18 protein-coding genes and 1 pseudogene are annotated in these 17475 nt (G+C 66.8%); 12 read left to right on the forward strand and 7 right to left on the reverse strand.

The genetic code is table 11. The features are described 5' to 3' along the window. The first annotated feature begins 55 nt into the window (after positions 1-55). The 8 genes from DW355_RS05530 to DW355_RS05565 all read left to right on the forward strand — a co-directional run bounded on the left by DW355_RS05530 (position 56) and on the right by DW355_RS05565 (position 7732). Positions 56-814: a YqgE/AlgH family protein gene (locus tag DW355_RS05530; RefSeq protein ID WP_131278319.1), complete on the forward strand. Its 759-nt coding sequence runs from the start codon at positions 56-58 to the stop codon at positions 812-814. 215 nt (positions 815-1029) lie between these two features. Continuing rightward, a complete protein-coding gene (ruvX, locus tag DW355_RS05535; RefSeq protein WP_131278320.1) occupies positions 1030-1452 on the forward strand; it encodes a Holliday junction resolvase RuvX in 423 nt (140 codons plus the stop codon). Then, positions 1449-2039 (forward strand): bifunctional pyr operon transcriptional regulator/uracil phosphoribosyltransferase PyrR, encoded by a 591-nt coding sequence (gene pyrR, locus DW355_RS05540; RefSeq protein ID WP_431733216.1) that lies wholly within the window; start codon positions 1449-1451, stop codon positions 2037-2039. Before ruvX ends, pyrR begins: the two co-directional genes overlap by 4 nt. Before the next feature lie 37 nt (positions 2040-2076). Then, positions 2077-3039 (forward strand): aspartate carbamoyltransferase catalytic subunit, encoded by a 963-nt coding sequence (locus tag DW355_RS05545; protein WP_131278321.1) that lies wholly within the window; start codon positions 2077-2079, stop codon positions 3037-3039. A gap of 21 nt (positions 3040-3060) precedes the next feature. Beyond that, positions 3061-4368, forward strand: coding sequence for a dihydroorotase (locus DW355_RS05550; RefSeq protein ID WP_131278322.1), 1308 nt, complete (start codon positions 3061-3063; stop codon positions 4366-4368). 42 nt (positions 4369-4410) lie between these two features. Further along, positions 4411-5247, forward strand: coding sequence for a lysophospholipid acyltransferase family protein (locus DW355_RS05555; protein ID WP_131278323.1), 837 nt, complete (start codon positions 4411-4413; stop codon positions 5245-5247). 185 nt (positions 5248-5432) lie between these two features. Next, positions 5433-6590, forward strand: coding sequence for a YjgN family protein (locus DW355_RS05560; RefSeq protein ID WP_165493128.1), 1158 nt, complete (start codon positions 5433-5435; stop codon positions 6588-6590). 20 nt (positions 6591-6610) lie between these two features. Further along, complete coding sequence (locus DW355_RS05565) at positions 6611-7732, forward strand: M48 family metallopeptidase (protein WP_131278325.1); 1122 nt, start codon at positions 6611-6613, stop codon at positions 7730-7732. Positions 7733-7780: 48 nt separating this feature from the next. On the opposite strand, the gene DW355_RS05570 is transcribed toward DW355_RS05565, so the two are convergent. Next, the gene (locus DW355_RS05570; RefSeq protein ID WP_131278326.1) at positions 7781-8860 is read right to left on the reverse strand and encodes an ABC transporter ATP-binding protein; all 1080 of its coding nucleotides are present in this window, start codon (positions 8858-8860) and stop codon (positions 7781-7783) included. Between the two features lie 168 nt (positions 8861-9028). Here DW355_RS05570 and DW355_RS05575 point away from each other — a divergent pair, with 168 nt between their 5' ends. Beyond that, a complete protein-coding gene (locus DW355_RS05575) occupies positions 9029-10672 on the forward strand; it encodes an ABC transporter permease (RefSeq protein ID WP_131282350.1) in 1644 nt (547 codons plus the stop codon). Between the two features lie 57 nt (positions 10673-10729). Here the strand turns inward: DW355_RS05575 and DW355_RS05580 are convergent, their stop codons facing one another. Further along, on the reverse strand, positions 10730-11119 hold the full coding sequence (locus tag DW355_RS05580; RefSeq protein WP_131278327.1) for a c-type cytochrome: 390 nt from the start codon (positions 11117-11119) through the stop codon (positions 10730-10732). 22 nt (positions 11120-11141) lie between these two features. Here DW355_RS05580 and dtd point away from each other — a divergent pair, with 22 nt between their 5' ends. Both dtd and DW355_RS05590 read left to right on the forward strand, forming a co-directional pair. Next, a complete protein-coding gene (dtd, locus tag DW355_RS05585) occupies positions 11142-11585 on the forward strand; it encodes a D-aminoacyl-tRNA deacylase (RefSeq protein ID WP_131278328.1) in 444 nt (147 codons plus the stop codon). A gap of 128 nt (positions 11586-11713) precedes the next feature. After that, positions 11714-12142, forward strand: a complete 429-nt coding sequence (locus DW355_RS05590; protein ID WP_165493129.1) for a hypothetical protein — start codon at positions 11714-11716, stop codon at positions 12140-12142. Between the two features lie 83 nt (positions 12143-12225). On the opposite strand, the gene ybeY is transcribed toward DW355_RS05590, so the two are convergent. Both ybeY and DW355_RS05600 read right to left on the reverse strand, forming a co-directional pair. Then, positions 12226-12717, reverse strand: a complete 492-nt coding sequence (ybeY, locus tag DW355_RS05595) for an rRNA maturation RNase YbeY (RefSeq protein WP_131278329.1) — start codon at positions 12715-12717, stop codon at positions 12226-12228. Continuing rightward, entirely contained in the window at positions 12714-13670 is a 957-nt protein-coding gene (locus DW355_RS05600) for a PhoH family protein (protein ID WP_131278330.1), read from the reverse strand. Before DW355_RS05600 ends, ybeY begins: the two co-directional genes overlap by 4 nt. Before the next feature lie 58 nt (positions 13671-13728). On the opposite strand from DW355_RS05600, the pseudogene ruvA reads away from it, so the two are divergent. Next, positions 13729-14312 (forward strand): annotated as a pseudogene (ruvA, locus tag DW355_RS05605) (Holliday junction branch migration protein RuvA). A gap of 86 nt (positions 14313-14398) precedes the next feature. Here ruvA and DW355_RS05610 read toward each other — a convergent pair. The 3 genes from DW355_RS05610 to DW355_RS05620 form a co-directional block, all read right to left on the reverse strand. After that, positions 14399-15652 carry a carbonic anhydrase family protein gene (locus DW355_RS05610; RefSeq protein WP_131278331.1) on the reverse strand — a complete coding sequence of 418 codons (1254 nt, stop codon included), beginning with the start codon at positions 15650-15652 and terminating at the stop codon, positions 14399-14401. 204 nt (positions 15653-15856) lie between these two features. Further along, the gene (locus DW355_RS05615) at positions 15857-16543 is read right to left on the reverse strand and encodes a cysteine hydrolase family protein (protein ID WP_131278332.1); all 687 of its coding nucleotides are present in this window, start codon (positions 16541-16543) and stop codon (positions 15857-15859) included. After that, positions 16540-17469, reverse strand: coding sequence for an ABC transporter permease (locus tag DW355_RS05620; protein ID WP_131278333.1), 930 nt, complete (start codon positions 17467-17469; stop codon positions 16540-16542). Before DW355_RS05620 ends, DW355_RS05615 begins: the two co-directional genes overlap by 4 nt. Positions 17470-17475: the final 6 nt, after the last annotated feature.

A 17475-nucleotide genomic window follows, 5' to 3' on the forward strand; every position in this document is an offset into this window, starting at 1 on the left:
CCGAGACCGGGCGATGCCCGTCGATGCCTGCAACCCGGCCCACTAAAATCCGGGCATGGCCCACGATCGCTCCCCTGCAGACAGCATCAACCTGACGAATCATTTCCTGATTGCCATGCCCGGCCTGGGCGATGCCTTCTTCGCCAAGAGCGTGGTCTACCTTTGCGAGCACAGCGATCGCGGTGCCCTGGGGCTGATGATCAACAAGCCCACCGACATCACGCTGAAGAACCTGTTCGACAAGGTTGACTTGCCCCTGGGCCGTGCCGACCTCCGGGACACGCCCGTGTTCCAGGGCGGGCCGGTGCAGACCGAGCGCGGCTTCGTGCTGCATGACGCGCTGAGCCCGGGCGTCGAAGCGCCCCTGGCGTGGGCGGTGGTCCCGCAGGCGGGCGAGACCCGCCCCGCCGCAGCCCATGCCCGCGTGAACCACGAGGGCGAGGCGCGGGACCACGGGGACAACAGCGGCGAAAAAAGCGAGGACAACGAAGGGGGCCCCTCCGACGCGGTCTACGCCTCCACCCTGGTGATTCCTGGCGCCGCGCTGGAAATGACCACCTCACGCGACGTGCTGGAGGCGCTGGCCAATGGCGCGGGCCCACAGCGCGTGTTCATCTCGCTGGGCTACTCGGCTTGGGCGCAGGGGCAGCTGGAATCCGAGATTGGCGAGAACAGCTGGCTCACCGTGCAGGCCGACTCCACGCGCATGCTCGCGCTGATCTTCGAGACACCCGTCGAAAAACGCTACGAAAAGGCACTGGCCCTGCTGGGCCTGGAAGCCTGGACGCTGTCGCCCGACGCGGGGCACGCGTGACATGACACACACCCTGGCTGCGCGCGCTTCGTGTCGCTTCGCCCCACGTGCCGGTGCCAGAGGCGCGGGCGCTTCGGTCGGTCCAAGCCTGCGCAGGCAGGCTTGGAGCCGCAGCCCTCAGCCCCTGGCAGGGGGCAACGCCAGTAGCCGTAGCCCGGCAAAGCCGGTTCTACGGCGTTCCCCGCTTGGGCTTCTGGCGCGCAGGCAAGGTTGACATGGATGCCACGACCCTGGTCCCCTCCGTGCAGCAGACCTTCCTGGCGCTGGATTTCGGCCTCAAGCGCACGGGCGTGGCCGTGGGCAACCGTCTGTTGAAGCAGGCCCAGCCCCAGGCCACCATCCGGGCCGAGGGGGACGCGCGCTTCACGCAGATCGCGGCGCGCATCCGGGAATGGCGGCCGGACGCGCTGGTGGTGGGCGTGCCCTTCCACCCCGACGGCGCCGCGCACGACAATACCGAACGTGCCCGCAAGTTCGCGCGCCAGCTGCGCGGCCGCTTCGGCCTGCCGGTGCACGAGGTCGATGAGCGCTACAGCACGACCGAAGCGATCGCCGAGGGCGGCGGTGGCAAGCGTTTCGATGCCGACGCGGGCGCGGCCTGCATCATCCTGGAACAGTTTTTGAGGAGTATCGAATGAACAGCGACGGTGGATCGAGCGCGGCGCCGAGCCGCGCCAAGCCAGCGGGTGCGCCTTCGGGGGGCAGCGCAGCGCACGAAGTGGCCAGCGTGGGGGCGCTTTTCCTGGACGCGGAAGCCCTCTACCGCGAGCTGCTCAAGGGCGTGCGCAGCTTGGTCACGCCGCAGACCCGCCTGGTCGGTGTCACGTCCGGCGGCGCCTGGCTGGCCGAGCGCCTGCAGGCGGACCTGCAGCTCGAAGGTCGCCATGGCGTGATTTCGTCGGCCATGCACCGCGACGATTTCGCGCGCCGGGGCTTGAGCAATTCTGCCCAGACCGTGCTGCCCTTCGAGGTGAACGAGGCGCGCATCCTGTTGCTGGACGACGTGCTCTACACCGGGCGTACCATCCGCGCCGTGCTCAACGAACTGTTCGATTACGGCCGCCCAGGAGTCGTGCAACTGGCCGTGCTGGTGGACCGGGGCGGGCGCGAGCTGCCCGTGGCCGCCGACTACGCCGCCGCGCGCGTCAGTCTGCCGGACGACCGCCTGCTGCAACTGGCGCGCGGTGACGACGGCCGCTTCAGCTTCCGCGTGGAAAGCGCCTGAGCGCCGACGCACACCCGCCCGGGCCGCAACAACGACCATGAAACACCGCAACCCCCAACTCAACAAGAACGGCGAGCTGATCCACCTGCTTTCCACCGAAGGGCTGCCGCGCGACATCCTCACGCACATCCTGGACACGGCCGCGAATTTCGTCAGCGTGAGTGACCGCGAGGTGAAGAAGGTGCCGCTGCTGCGCGGCAAGAGCGTGTTCAACCTCTTCTTCGAAAACAGCACCCGCACCCGCACCACCTTCGAGATCGCTGCCACGCGCCTGTCGGCCGACGTTATCAACCTCGACATCGCGCGTTCCTCGGCCAGCAAGGGCGAGAGCCTGCTTGACACCATCGCCAACCTGAGCGCCATGGCGGCGGACCTCTTCGTCGTGCGGCACAGCGAATCGGGCGCGCCCTACCTGATCGCCCAGCATGTCGCGCCGCATGTGCACGTGGTCAACGCGGGCGACGGACGGCACGCCCACCCCACGCAGGGCCTGCTGGACATGTACACCATCCGGCACTACAAGAAAGATTTCAGCAACCTCACGGTGGCCGTTGTCGGGGATGTGCTGCATTCGCGCGTGGCGCGCTCCGACATCCACGCGCTGACCACGCTGGGCTGCGCCGAGGTGCGCGTGGTTGGCCCCAAGACCCTGGTGCCCGCCACCATGGCGCCCATGGGCGTGCGCGTCTGCCACACCCTGGAAGAAGGCATCAAGGACTGCGACGTGGTCATCATGCTGCGCTTGCAGAACGAGCGCATGAGCGGCGCGTTGCTGCCCAGCAGCCAGGAATTCTTCAAGAGCTTCGGTCTCACGCCCGAGAAGCTGCAACTCGCCAAGCCCGACGCCATCGTCATGCACCCCGGCCCCATCAACCGGGGTGTGGAGATCGCCTCGGCGGTGGTGGACGGCAAGCAAAGCGTCATCCTGCCGCAGGTCACCTTCGGCATCGCGGTGCGCATGGCGGTGATGAGCATCGTCGCGGGCAATGTGGCGAACTGACGGTCGGAACAAGGGCATCGCATGAAACTGTTGATTCAAGGCGGGCGTGTCATCGACCCGGCCAGCAAGACGGACAGGATCGCCGATGTGGCGATCGCGGCGGGACGCATCGTGGGCCTCGGCCCGGCCTCGGCCGATTTCTCGCCGGATCGTGTCGTGGACGCGCGCGGCATGGTGGTTGCGCCCGGTCTGGTGGACTTGGCCGTGCGCCTGCGCGAGCCCGGCCACGAGCATGAGGGCATGCTGGAAAGCGAAATGGCCGCCGCCGTCGCGGGCGGCGTGACCAGCCTGGCCTGTCCGCCCGACACCGACCCGGTGCTGGACGAGCCCGGTCTGGTGGAAATGCTGAAGTTCCGCGCCGAGAAGCTGCACCAGGCGCGCGTCTTCCCCATCGGCGCGCTCACACGTGGCCTGCAGGGCGAGAGCCTGACCGAGATGGCCGAGCTGACCGAAGCCGGCTGCGTGGCCTTCGGCCAGGCTGATGTGCCTCTGCTCAACACCCAGGTGCTGCAACGTGCCCTGCTGTACGCCGCCACCTTCGGTTACACGGTCTGGTTGCGGCCCAATGATTATTATCTTGGCCAGGGTGTCGCTGCCAGCGGTGCCTTGGCAACCAGGCTGGGCCTGTCCGGCGTGCCCGTCGCGGCCGAGACCATCGCCTTGCACACGATCTTCGAACTGGTCCGTGCCACGGGTTGCCGCGTGCATCTGTGCCGCATTTCCAGCGCGGCGGGCGTGGCCCTGGTGCGCCAGGCCAAGGCCGAGGGCCTGCCGGTCAGTTGCGACGTGAGCGTCAACAGCCTGCATCTGTGCGATACCGACATCGGGTATTTCGACAGCCGCGCGCGCCTGACGCCGCCGCTGCGCCAGAGTGCCGACCGCGAGGCCCTGCGCGCCGCGCTGTCCGACGGCACCATCGACGCCCTGGTGTCGGACCACACCCCGGTGGACGAGGACGCGAAGATGCTGCCCTTTGCCGAGGCCGAACCGGGTGCGACCAGCGTGGAGTTGCTGCTGAGCCTGGCCCTGAAGTGGGGCGAGACCCTGGACAAATCAGGTTCGGGTGGCCTGAGCCGCGCCCTCGCCGTGTTGAGCAGTGAACCCGCGCGGGTGCTGGGCGGCGCCCTGGGCACGCTGCAGGCCAGCATCGGCAAGCTCAGCGTGGGCGGCGTGGCAGACCTCTGCGTCTTCGACCCCGCTGCTGCCTGGACGGTGACGCCCGAATCCCTGCGCAGCCAGGGCAAGCACACGCCCTTCGCCGGATACGAATTGCCTGGGCGCGTGCGCTGCACCGTGGTGGGCGGGCAGGTCGCCTATCAGCAGGCCTGAGCGAATGGGTCAGTGCGTAATGACGACAGACAGACTTGGCGCATGACGAGGCAAGTCCAGACGGACCGGCGCGGCGAGGGCCCAGCGGGCCGCCGTCGACGCAAAACCGGCCAGGTGTCCGGGCTGCGCGCCAGTTGGCGTTTGGCCCGTGCGTTCTTGCACCTGCTCCATGGTCTGTTCATCGTCGTCGTGCGTTTTCCGCGCCTGAATGAGGAAGGCCGCGCCCTGCGCGTGCAGATCTGGGCGCGTGCCCTGCTGCGCCATCTGGGCCTGCGCGTGGAGGTGCGGGGCGACGTGGTGGCGCCGGGGCCGCTCTTGCTGGCGTCCAACCACATCTCCTGGCTGGACATCATGAGTCTGCATGCGGCGCGATACTGCCGTTTCGTCGCCAAGGCCGACATCCAGGATTGGCCCCTGGTGGGTCGGCTGGTGACGGGCGCGGGCACGCTGTACATCCAGCGCGAGTCGCGCCGCGACGCGATGCGTGTTGTCCACCACATCGCCGATCGACTGCGTGCCGGCGAGGTGCTGGCCGTTTTTCCCGAAGGCACCACCAGCGATGGTCAGGACCTGCTGCCCTTCCACGCCAATCTGCTGCAGGCCGCCATCAGCGCGGACTCGCCCGTGCAGCCCGTGGCCCTCGATTTCCTGGACGGCCAAGGCGAGCGCAGCCTTGCCCCCTGCTACATCGGCGACGATTCCCTGCTGGACACGGCCTGGCGCACGGCCCGTTCCAAGGGCCTGGTGGTGCGCGTGACCTTCGGCATGCCCCAGACGGCGCAGGGGCGCGACCGCCGCGCTTGGGCCGATGCGCTGCGCGACGATGTCATTCGTCTGCGTGATCGACCGGCTCCCGATGGCGAGCAGGGAGTCCGCTGAGTCCCGCTGGGCGGGTGGGATGCGCGAGATCCCGAAGAGTCTTACGGACTGTTTCGGATTCAGGTGCCCGAGGTCTGGAACGCACCAGAGACAATGAATCCACTTTAAACAGGGAGGGAGAAGCCGAGATGCGGAGTTTCGAAGAAGAGATCAAAGAGATGGAACGGTCTAAAAAGACTGGGCCGGTGAGAGAGATCAGAGAGATCCAGGAAAAAGCGGGTGGCACGCAAGCGGTGGCGCAAGGCCCGGCCGAGCTGGGCATCCGTTTCGTCGGTTCGGGCAGTGAGTATTTCCGTATCTGGATCGTCAACCTCCTGCTGACACTGGTGACCCTTGGTTTCTATTACCCCTTCGCCAAGACGCGGCGCCTGCAGTATTTCTATGGTGCGACCGAGGTGGGTGGGCACCCCTTGTCTTTTCACGGCAGGCCTTGGGCGATGTTCCGGGGGTATGTCCTGGCGGCGTTGTTGCTCTTTCTGTACAACATTGCGAGCAAAGTCTCGCCGATCGTCGGTCTGGTAGCTTTTGCAGTCCTGATGCTGGGGTGGCCTGCCTTGTGGCATGCCTCCTTGCGATTCAGTTTGGCCAGTACGGGATGGCGCGGCCTGCGTCTGCGGTTCACCGGCACGCGTGCTGGTGCTTACGGCGCGTTTGCGCTGCTGTTCGCCGTGCTGGTGATGTTTGTCATCGGGGTCACTTTGGCCAGCTCGACTTCCCAGGTGCTCAAAAGTCACGCGCTGGTTGTGATTCTGCTGGCCTATCCGGTGAGTCTTGCCTTGATCCCCGCCGGGTTCTGGCTGCATAGGCGTTATCAGCAGGGGCACTTGGCGATCGCCCATGAACAGACGGCGTTCGATGTCGGCGCAGGTCAGTTCTATCGCCTGTGCGGTATGGCCTTGCTCTACTTCACATTGCTTGTTCTGGCCGGCGCGCTCGCGATCTTTGGCCTGACGAAAAGCCGTGCCTTTGCCATGCCGTGGACGATCACTGCCCTGGTGTTGGGGGGCTACCTGGTGGTTTTGTGCGTGATTGGCGGGTACTTCGTCGCGCGTCTGCAAAACCTGACGTGGAACGGCACGCGTAGCCCCGGTCTGGCTTTTCGCAGCGCGCTCTCGGCAGGAGCGTTGATCCAACTCTGGTTCAAGAACTGGCTGCTGACCTTGGTCACCGTCGGGCTGTACCACCCTTTTGCCAAGGTGGCCAATGCCCGTCTGCGGCTGGAGTCCGTGACCTTGCTCGCCACCGTCAACGTGGACGAACTCGTGGCCGCGCAGGGCGCGAATGCAACTACCGCCATGGGTGATGCTGCGGGTGATCTGTTTGGCCTGGATTTCGGTCTGTAAGCCTTTCATCAACTGACGCCATGTCCACGGATCCCTCTTTTGCATCTTCCTCGTCCACACGTGCGCTGTACTTCAACGGCCAGAGCGGCCGACCCCGGTCGGTGCGCCTGCATGTGGCCGAGCGCGAACTGCTGGCCTCGGAGGGTGAAGTGGAAGTGGGCCGCTGGCCACTGAAGCAAGTGCAATGGCCCGAGCGCACGCGGCATGGGCAGCGCGTCATCCTGCTCGCCCAGGGCGGTTCGCTGCAGGCGCAGGATGCGGCCGCCTTCGACGCCTGGCGCGCCGCGCTGGGACATCACGACGGCTGGGTCGTGCGTGCACAGTCGCATTGGCGGGGCGTGTTGCTGGCCCTGGCGCTGCTGGTGGGGGTGGTGTTTGCCGGTTACCGCTGGGGTGTGCCTTGGGTTGCCGTGCAGGTCGTGCGCGTGTTGCCCTCGCAGGTGGATGAGGCCGTGGGCGCGGCGGCCTTGGACAATCTCGACGCATACTTACTCGCGCCCAGCACTTTGCCGGCGCAACGCCAGGCGGAGTTGCGCGCCGCCTTCGACCAGGCCGTGCGGGCAATGGACGAGACCCCCGTGTCGTGGACGCTGCATTTCCGCGCGGGTGCCAAATCTGCAGACCGTGCTGCGCAAAACGGCGAGGGCAAAAAGGGAAAACGCGGCGGCCCCAGGCACATCGGCGCCAACGCGCTGGCACTGCCGGGCGGCCACATCATCGTCACCGACGAGCTGGTGAGCTTGCTGGAAGGGCGGGACGACGCCCTGCTCGGCGTGCTCGGGCACGAATACGGCCACGTGCGCCTGCGCCACGGCATGCAGGCCTTGGTTCGGATGACGCTGGCCTCGGCAGCGGCGTCGGTGGTGGTGGGTGACTTCAGCAGCCTGCTCGGCGCCGTGCCGCTGCTGCTGGTGCAGATGGACTATTCACGCCATGCAGAGCGCGAGGCCGATGCCGAGGCGGTGCGCCTGATGCGCGCCAGCCGGCTCTCGCCCGAGGCCATGGTGGTGTTCTTCGAGCGCATGGCCGCGCGCCAGCCTGCACGCCGTTCACCCGAGGAAGGCGGCCCGCCCATCGCCCTGGCGAGCCACCCGGCGGATGCCGAGCGCATCCGCTTCTTCACCGAGGCGGCGCGGCCCTGAGTTCGTGAAGCGCCCGCGCAGCATCGCGCGTTTTGTGGGGGGCAGCCCTCAGTCCCGGGCTGGGAAGGTGACCACGTGGTCCACCTCGGGCCGAATGCCGATCCATTCGCCGATTTTGTGGTCGTGGTGGCTGGGCACGTGGGCCAGCACGGTCTGGCCGTTGGCCAGGCGCAGGGTGTAGAGGAATTCCGCGCCACGGAAGGCCTTGCGCAGGATTTCGGCCTTCACCGGCGCGCTGTCGTCGTGCACGATGTCGTCGGCGCGCAGCAGGATGTCGCGGCCTTCGCCGGGCTGGGCGTCGGCAAAGTGGCTGGAGTTCACCTCGCTCAGCTCGCCCAGCGGCGTCTGCACGACCACGCGGCCGTTGACCTCGCTGACCGTCGCGGGTGCGAACACACCGTGGCCGATGAAGTCCGCCACGAAACGCGTGGCCGGCCGGTGGTAGAGCGTGTAGGCGTCGGCCCACTGGTGCAGGCGGCCTTCGTGCATGACGCCGATGTGGTCGCCGATCGCGAAAGCCTCCAACTGATCGTGCGTGACGAACAGCGCCGTCGCCTGCGCGGCCTTGAGGATGGTGCGCACCTCGTGGGCCAGGCGTTCGCGCAGGTCCACGTCCAGGTTGGAGAAGGGCTCGTCCAGCAACAGCAGCTGGGGCCGCGGCGCCAGCGCCCGGGCCAGGGCCACGCGCTGCTGTTGCCCGCCCGAGAGTTCATGCGGGTAGCGCGCCTCGTAGCCTTCCAGACCGACCAGGGCCAGCACTTCGCGCACGCGGGCCTGGCGTTCGGCGGCGCTTGGCCGGGGCTTGAGATGTTCCAGGCCAAAGCCCACGTTGCGCGCGACGCTCAGGTGGGGGAACAGCGCGTAATCCTGGAACACCATGCCGATGCGGCGTTCCTCGGGCGGCAGTTGCTGGCCCGCGCTGCCGACGACGCGGCCCTGCAGGCGGATCTCGCCACCGTTGACTTGCTCCAGGCCGGCGACGGCGCGCAGCAGCGTGGTCTTGCCGCAGCCCGAGGGACCGATCAGCACGCCGATGTCACCCGCGTTCAGTTGCAGCGACACGCCGCGCACGGCGGATTGGCGCGCACCCGCGTAACGCACATCGAGGTCGAGGACTTCCAGGAACATGGCGAACATTGTAGATGCGTACAATTCTCAATTGCTGCGGATTGCCGCAAACCCCTGCGGCGTCATTCCCGAGCCAGCCTCTGCGTTCCATCCAACTTCTCCCCCGTGCCCCTGTTCTCCCCGTCTTTCCCCTGGTCCCGTCGCCTGGCCTGGCTGCGTCCGGTGCTGATGCTGGGGCTCACGGCGGTGCTGATGCTACCGGTGCTGGCCCTGTTCGCTGCCTGGTGGCCGGGCGACCTGACGCGCTGGATGGGCGTGGGCGGTCTGGAGGAGGGCGTGCGCGCGCTGGACGTGGTGCGCGAGATGGCGTCTTCCGTTTTGCCGCGTTACGTGGGGACCACGTTGCTGCTCTGCGCGCTGGTGGGCCTGGGCGTGACCATGGTGGGCCTGGCCACGGCGGCGGCCGTCACGCTGTTCGACTTCCCGGGCCGGCGCTTCTTTGAATGGGCGCTGCTGCTGCCGCTGGCCATGCCGGCCTATGTGGTGGCCTACGCCTACACGGACTTCCTGCAGTACAGCGGTGCTTTTCAGCAGGGTCTGCGGGCGCTGACCGGTGGCCAGGGCCGCATGTTCCCCGAGATCCGCAACACCTGGGGCGCGGCCTGGGTGTTGACGTTTTCCTTGTACCCCTATGTCTACCTGCTGGCGCGCACCGCGCTGGCCGAACGTGCCGCGCACCTGATGGAGGCCGCCCGCCTGCTGGGCGCGCCGCTGCGCGCACGCGTGCGCATGGTGGCGCTGCCACTGGCGCGACCCGCCGTGGCCGCAGGCGTGGCGCTGGCCCTGATGGAGACCTTGGCCGACTTCGGCGTGTCCAGCTACTTCGGCATCCAGACCTTCACGGCGGGGATCTACAAGGCCTGGCTCGCCATGGACCACCGCATCGCCGCCGCGCAGCTGGCCACCCTGCTGCTGGGCGCGGTCGCCGTGCTGCTGTGGCTGGAGCAGCGCTCTCGCGCGCGCCTGCGTTTCGTCACGGGGCGCGGCGGCGCGGCGGCTTCGGGCGAGCAGGCGCGGCCGGTCAGCTTGGCGGGCCGCGGCCGGCGCGCTTGGGGACTGTGGACGGTCTGGCTGGTTTGCGCGCTGCCCATCGTCATGGGTTTTGTCGCGCCCGTGCTCTTCATGCTGCACCCGCTGCTGGGCAATTGGGCCGATCTACCCTGGGACCGTTTCCTCGGCTGGGCCGCCAACAGTGTGCGCCTGGGCCTGATCGCGGCCGCGCTGGCCGTGGCCGTGGCCCTGCTGCTGGCCTTCGCGCTGCGTCGCCGACCCGACCCGCTGACGCGCGGCGTGGCGCGCATCGCCGGCCTGGGCTATGCGGTGCCCGGCGCCGTGGTGGTGGTGGGGCTGCTGCTGCCGGTGGGCTGGGTGCAGGCCCACTGGCCGGACAGCAGCCTCTCGTACTGGATCACCGCCACCTCGCTGGGCATCGTCTGGGCTTACCTGGTGCGCTTCACCGCCGTGGCGCTGGAGTCTGTGCAAAGCGGTTACGCGCGCATCCCGCCCAGCCTGGACGACAGCGCGCGCCTGCTGGGCGCGGGTGGCTGGGGCCTGCTGACGCGCGTGCACGGCCCGCTGCTGCGCCGCCCGCTGATCGCGGCGACCCTGCTGGTCTTCGTCGACGTGATGAAGGAGCTGCCCGCCACCCTGGTGCTGCGCCCCTTCAACAGTGACACCCTGGCCGTGGTGACCTACCAACTGGCGCGCGACGAGCGCCTGGGCGAGGCGGCCCTGCCCGCGCTGGCTTTGGTGTTGGTGGGGTTGATCCCGGTCGTGATGCTCAGCCGGGCCCTGCGCGATCGCTCGGCCTGAGGCTTTAGGCCAGGCGTAGCGAGCGCATCCAACGCACCGGATGCATGGTTGCCGCACTCAGCGCTTGAGCGTGGAGTAGTAGAAGGCCACAGCCTCGATCTCCGCGTCCGTCAGACCCAGGGTGAGCTGTTGCATCACGGTGGAGGGCCGGGCGCCGTCGCGGAAGGCGCGCAGCTGCTGCGCCAAATACCCCCGGGGCAAGGCGGCCAGGGGGGCGATGATCGAATCCTTGGTCGGACGGCCTTCGGTGCCGTGGCAGGTGGCGCAGACCGCTGCCAGTGCGCGTTGCCTCGCCGGGCTGAACTCCGGCGGTGCGGCGCTTTGAATGACCTGCGCGCGGGCCTCGGTTGCCTGCTGTGCTCTTGCGTCGCCTGTGGAGGCGCAGCCCTGGATCAGCAACAGCAGGCCGGTCAGCAGCGCGGTGGAACGGGGACGGGCGAGCAACATGGGCCGGGTTATAAACCTTCTCATGCTCGCTCTACTCCAACGTGTGAAGGAAGCCCGCGTCGACGTCGCGGGTCAGACCATTGGTTCCATCCAGCAAGGCTTGCTGGTCCTGCTCTGCGCCGAGCGCGGCGACAGCGACGCCGTGGCCGACAAGCTGCTGGCCAAGATCCTCAAGCTGCGGATTTTTTCAGATGAGGCCGATAAGATGAACAAGAGCGTGGTCGATGTGGGTGGTGGGCTGCTCATCGTGAGCCAGTTCACCCTGGCCGCCGATACTTCCAGCGGCAACCGGCCCAGCTTCACCGGTGCCGCGCCGCCGGACGATGGGCGCCGGCTCTACGACTACTTCGTGGAACAGGCCCGCGCTTCACATCCCATCGTGCAGACCGGGCAGTTCGCGGCGGACATGCAGGTGCATCTGGTCAATGACGGACCGGTGACGATACCGCTGCGGACGTCCGCGTGATCCGGGAAGCGGGAGAAAGAGAAAACCAGACGGACAATTCGCTGCAACGGACCACTTCCGGTGGTCATGGGCCTTATGCGTCATGCCGCATAAACACGCAACGACGCATTCTTCTCAGGAGATGCCTGATGTCTTTCGCCATCTATCCCGCGTTCTTTTTTACCGTGGTGGTGCTCGTCACCAACGCATACTTTTTGATGGGCGGGCTACCGCTGCTCATTCTCAAGCACGACATACCACTTGACGCCCGATTCGTCCGCAGCTTCTTCAACGTCTATTACGGGGTGGCCTTCTGGGCTGCACTGTGTGCGTTTGCCAGTTTTGCGCTTTGGGGGCGATTTGCCTTTGCGATGGGGATAGCCATCATGGCTATCGTCGCAATCTTGCTCCGGAGGCACCTCCTGCCCGTCATGCAGCGGCTGGGTACTCAGATTGAGGCCAATGATGGCAAGGCAACGCAGCGCTTTCGTCAAGTGCACGCGATGGCGCTGCTCATCAGCTTTGTCCAATTGGTGGTGCTGGTCTGGGGCACCATCCGGCTGTCGCAGCAGGTATGACGGCAGGTGGGTGGTGGCCGAGTACGGCGTGACCCTTGATCAAGTGCAATCGCTCTGCGGGCAGGGTGTCTGCTGAGCTCAACTCATTCGTACGGATTCCCGTAGCCCATCCCCTTCATCAACAAGACCTCCAAGGCCTCCATCTCCAGCGCATCGGTTTCGTTGGTCTCATGGTCATACCCCTGCGCATGCAAGGTGCCGTGCACCAGCAGATGCGCGTAATGCTCTTCCAGTGTCTTTTTCTGCTCTTTGGCCTCTTTCGCCACCACGGGCGCGCAGAGTACGAGGTCGGCCGTGACGACAGGTGCCTTCGTGTAGTCGAAAGTCAGGACGTTGGTGGCGTAGTCCTTGTTCCGGTAGTCGCGGTTGAGGGCACGACCTTCGGTGGCACCGACGATGCGCACGGTGATTTCTGCGGGGTGCAGCAGGGCCATGCGCATCCAGCGCGTGACTCGGGCCTTGCCCAGCAGTTTCTTGTGGCTCTCCGGCACGGCGGCACCGAACTGGAGCGAAAGGTCGAGTGTGGGCAGCAGCGTTTCGACGGGCTCAACACGAATGGGCTTTTTCGTATTCATGCGCGGTCTCCCGCACGCACGCTTTCGGTCCTGCGCTTGTCGTAGGCATCGACGATGCGCGCCACCAGCGGGTGGCGCACCACGTCGACGCTGGTGAAGCGGCAGATGGCGATGCTTTTGACGCGCTTGAGCACGCGCTCGGCGTCGATCAGGCCGCTCAACTGCGTCTTGGGCAAGTCGATCTGGCTCACGTCGCCGGTGACAACGGCGCGCGCGCCGAAGCCGATGCGGGTGAGGAACATCTTCATCTGCTCGGGCGTAGTGTTTTGCGCTTCGTCGAGGATGACGAAGGCGTTGTTCAGCGTGCGTCCGCGCATGAAGGCCAGGGGCGCGATTTCCAGCGCGTTGCGTTCGAAGGCCTTCTGCACCTTCTCGAAACCCATCAGGTCGTAGAGCGCGTCGTAAAGCGGGCGCAGGTAGGGGTCCACCTTCTGCGTCAGGTCGCCGGGCAGGAAGCCCAGGCGCTCACCGGCTTCCACGGCCGGGCGGGTGAGCACGATGCGCTGCACGGCGCTGCGCTCCAGTGCGTCGACGGCGGCGGCCACGGCCAGATAAGTCTTGCCGGTTCCGGCGGGGCCGATGCCGAAAGTGATGTCGTGGTTCGCGATGCTTTCCATGTACAGCGCCTGGTTGGGCGTGCGGGCGCGCAGGTCCTGTCGGCGGGTGTGCAAGACTTCGCCACCGTCGTCCAGCGCCATGTTGCTGTCGCCCGCGAGCATGAGTTGTACATGCTCAGGCTGGACGGGGCGTGCCGCCATTTCGTACAGGGCTTGCAACACTTCGAGCGCGCGCTGGGCAGGTTTCTTCGCGCCGTCGATTTTGAACTGCTCGTGCCGGTGGGCGATCTTGACCTGCAGCGCGATTTCGATGGTGCGCAGGTGCTCGTCGGCGGGGCCACAGAGGTTGGCCAGGCGCGTGTTATTGGGCGGGGTGAAGTCGTGGCGCAGGATCATGGAGGGCAGGGGTGGATAATTTCCGGTCGGTTCAAACACAGTGAATGATAGGTCCCCCATGATTGGCAGGCTTTCTGGCGCGCTCATCGCGAAAAATCCCCCGAGGTCCTGGTGGACTGCCACGGCGTGGGTTACGAAGTGCAGGTGTCCATGAACACCTTCTATCACCTGCCCGCGCTGGGCCAGCCCGTGACGCTGCTCACGCACTTCGTGGTGCGCGAGGATGCGCAACTGCTCTACGGCTTTGGCGAAGAGGCCGAGCGTTCGGCCTTTCGCGAACTGATCAAAGTCAGCGGCGTGGGGCCGCGCACGGCATTGGCCGTGCTCTCGGGCATGAGCGTGGCCGAACTGGCCCAGGCCGTGACCCAGCAGGAAATGGGTCGCCTGATCAAGGCGCCGGGCGTGGGCAAGAAGACGGCGGAGCGCCTGCTGCTTGAGCTCAAGGGCAAGTTGGGCGCCGACATCGGCGTGGCGGGTCCGGGGGCGATGGCAGCGACGCATGACGCGCAGGCCGATATTCAGCAGGCGCTGCTGGCCCTGGGCTACAGCGACAAGGAGGCGACCGCCGCGCTCAAGGCCCTGCCCAAGGATGTGGACGTGAGTGATGGCATCCGCCTTGCACTGAAGTCACTCGCCAAATGACCACAGGCCCTGCGTGCAGGGCCTGTGGTTCAGGTGTGCGCGGGGCAGGCCAGATCTCTGGCCAACCCGGCGGGGACGTCGTGGGCTCAATGCGCCGGCATGGCGCCCGTGAGCGTGATGGCGTCGCGGATGGTGCGGCTGTTGCGCGGCTGCAGCGGACGCGCCGTGTTGCTGTAGAGCTGGGTGTACATGTAGAGCTGCTCGGGGCTGATCTGCACCGGCTGCTTGAGCACCAGCCAGAGCACGCCCTCGGTGCAAGGCGGCGTGGTCAGAGAACCGAAGTACGAGTAATAGCGCTGGTCCTTCGGCAGGATGTCGTAGACGTTCACCAAGTCGGGCGGCATGCGCACGCTGTCGCTCGGGCCCAGGGGCATGTGGGTCCAGACTTTCTCGATCAGCGCGTTGGGTTCGCCGGTTTCGAACAGCACCGTCACCACGGCGAGCTGACCCATGTCGTTCTTGTGCACGAAGTGCGCACCCAGGGGGAAGCGCTGACCATTGATGGTCTCCTCGGCCGGGGCATGGAAGTGGAACTGCAGCAGCCGGTATTTGGTGTTGCGCACCGTCAGCACGTTGTCCGTGTTGTAGACCTTGACCTCGATGCTGTGGCCGGTATCGGTGATCGTGCCCTTGCTGGGCTTGTAACTGAATTCCAGCGGTTCGGCCGGGCCCTTGAGGGTGTCGTCGTCCATGATGGCGATGGGCGACTGTATCTTGCCCTTGCCGCACATGGCGTACTCAGGCTTGAGCTTGTGCCAGTTCTGCGGGCCGCCCGGACCCTCGTAGCTCCAGTGCTCGGGCAGTTCGGGCTCCGCGTGCTTGGGTGGTGCCTTGGGCGTGGGCAGGGCTTTGGCGCGGATCACGATACCCGGGGCGTTGCGCGGGTTCGACGCCTGCGCCAGGCGGGCCTTGCCTTCCATCTCAGCCTTGCGCGTCTGCGCGCTGGTGGTCGGCTTGCCGCCGGGGTTCTTCGGCGGCTGCGTGCCGGGCGCCATGCCACCGCTGGTGCTGTTCTTGTCGATGATGATGTTGAGCTGCTTGCCCGTGGCATCGCCACCGTTCATCGCGTCCTTGATCTGGTTGGCGATGGTGCTGCTGCCACCTTCCACGCGCACCGGGGCTGATTCGGTCGCCGGCTGGCGCACGGGCTTGGTCGCGACGTCGGCCTGTGGCGCGACGGGATGCGTGACCGGTCCGGTGGCATTCTGTCCCGTGGGCGAGTGCTCCTGGGCATGGCCCGATGAGGTGGCCAGGGCGGCGGCAATCACGGCCAGGGCGGCAGCGCCGGTGAACAGGGCGTGCAGCGGCTGGCGCAAGAACGGTGCGGTGCGTGTTTTCATGGTTTTCTTGATCCCGATTTCCCGTGATTCCCGTGGTCTGGTCCGGATTCTCGGCTGAATTGCGAAATCCTATATGACTCGTCATCCTATCGGCAAGCCGGGGAAGGTACTTGAGCGCTATATTTTCCGCTGCCCGCGCGTCTGCGGGGCATTCCGGGTGCTTTCCGGCCGATCGACAGGCCGTCCGCGGGGCTCGGGACCGGCTCAGGCCGGGAAGCCTTGCTGCCAGCCCGTCAGCAAGTCCTGCGAGCTCATCACGAGTCCCAAGTGCAAGGACACCATGGACAGCGCCGCCGACTCCAGATGGTTGTCGGTTCCGCGCACCAGATCGCGCAGCACGATCACGCGGTAGTTGAGGTTGTTGGCGTCGAAGGCGCTGTTGAGCACGCAGCAGTCGGTGAAGCCGCCGTCGAACACCACGGTGCTAATGCGCTGGTTGCGCAGTAGAAAATCCAGATCGGTCGGGTAGAAAGCCGACAGCCGACGCTTGTTCTCGACCCGCAGGTCCTGGGGCAGCACCTCGGTCACCCATTCGGTCCAGGGGCTGCCCTCGATGGCATGGGCGGCGGCGTTGGGGATCGGTCCGACATGCAGCGGGAAGGTGCGCCGCCACGCGGCCGGGATGCCTGCCAGGTCGTCCGCGCCACCGGCGCGCAGCACCGACTTGACGTGCACGATGGGCACGCCCAGCGCCCGTGCCTGGCGGTGAAAGGCGTCGATGGGCGCGACCACGTCGCGCGCACGCGGCGCGGGGCAGGGACAATCGGGGCTGTCTTCCAGGTGGCCCCGGTGCATGTCAATGGACAGCACCGCCGTGCTGGCCGGGTCCAGGTAGTCGAGGAAATCGGCGGCCGGCACCTCGCGTGCTTGCTCGTAGACCCAGACCTTCATCGGCGTTCCTCCCTCACGTATGGCTCACCCAGGGCGCCGGGTTGGGCGTGCACGCCCACGCGCCGGCCCAGGGCGACCCAGATCATCACGCCCAGGGTGATGGCGTACGGCGTCATCAGCACGAAATACTGCGGCAGCTGGACGCCAGCCGCCGCAAGTTGTGGAATCAGCGCCTCCACGCAGCCGAACAGCACTGCGCCGGCCAGGGCCTTCCAAGGCGACCAGCGCGCGAAGATGACCAGTCCCACCGCGATCCAGCCGCGCCCGCCGGTCATGCCGGCGATCCAAAGCTTGGTCGACAGCAGCGAGATGTAGGCCCCGGCCAAGCCCACCAAGGCGGCGCCCGCGAGCACTGCGACAAAGCGGTAGGCGCTGACAGGGATGCCGGCTGCGTCGGCGGCCTGCGGGTTCTCACCCACCGCGCGCCACTTCAGGCCCGTGCCGCTGTGCTGGAGGAACCACGCCACGGCGAGGAAGATGAAAGGTGTCAGCAAGGCCACCGGGTTTTGCACGAACAGGCCACCGATCAGAGGCAGCTCGGACAGGGGCCACAGCGCCACCGGGCCCTGCGCGGTGACCGGCACGCTGGTCCAGCCCAGCAACGTGCCGAGCAGGCTGGACAGACCCTGGCAGAAGAACACCAGCACCAGGCCCGCGATCACCTGGTGGACGCGCAGCCACACCACCATCGCGGCAAACAGCACTGACACCAGGCTGGCCGCCAGCATGCTCAGGGTCAGGGACACCAGGGTGGAACCCAAGGTGAGTTGCATGCCGATGGCCACCAGCGCGCCCATCAACATCAGGCCTTCCGCGCCCAGCGACAGTACCCCCGCCCGCTCGGTGAGGATCAGGCCCAGCGCGGCCAGCGCGTAGGGCACGGCGAAGTCCGGGATGCTGGCGATCCAGTGACCAATCAATTCCATGGGGTC

The organism is Hylemonella gracilis (genome assembly GCF_004328645.1).
In the GTDB taxonomy this organism is placed as follows: domain Bacteria; phylum Pseudomonadota; class Gammaproteobacteria; order Burkholderiales; family Burkholderiaceae_C; genus Hylemonella; species Hylemonella gracilis_B.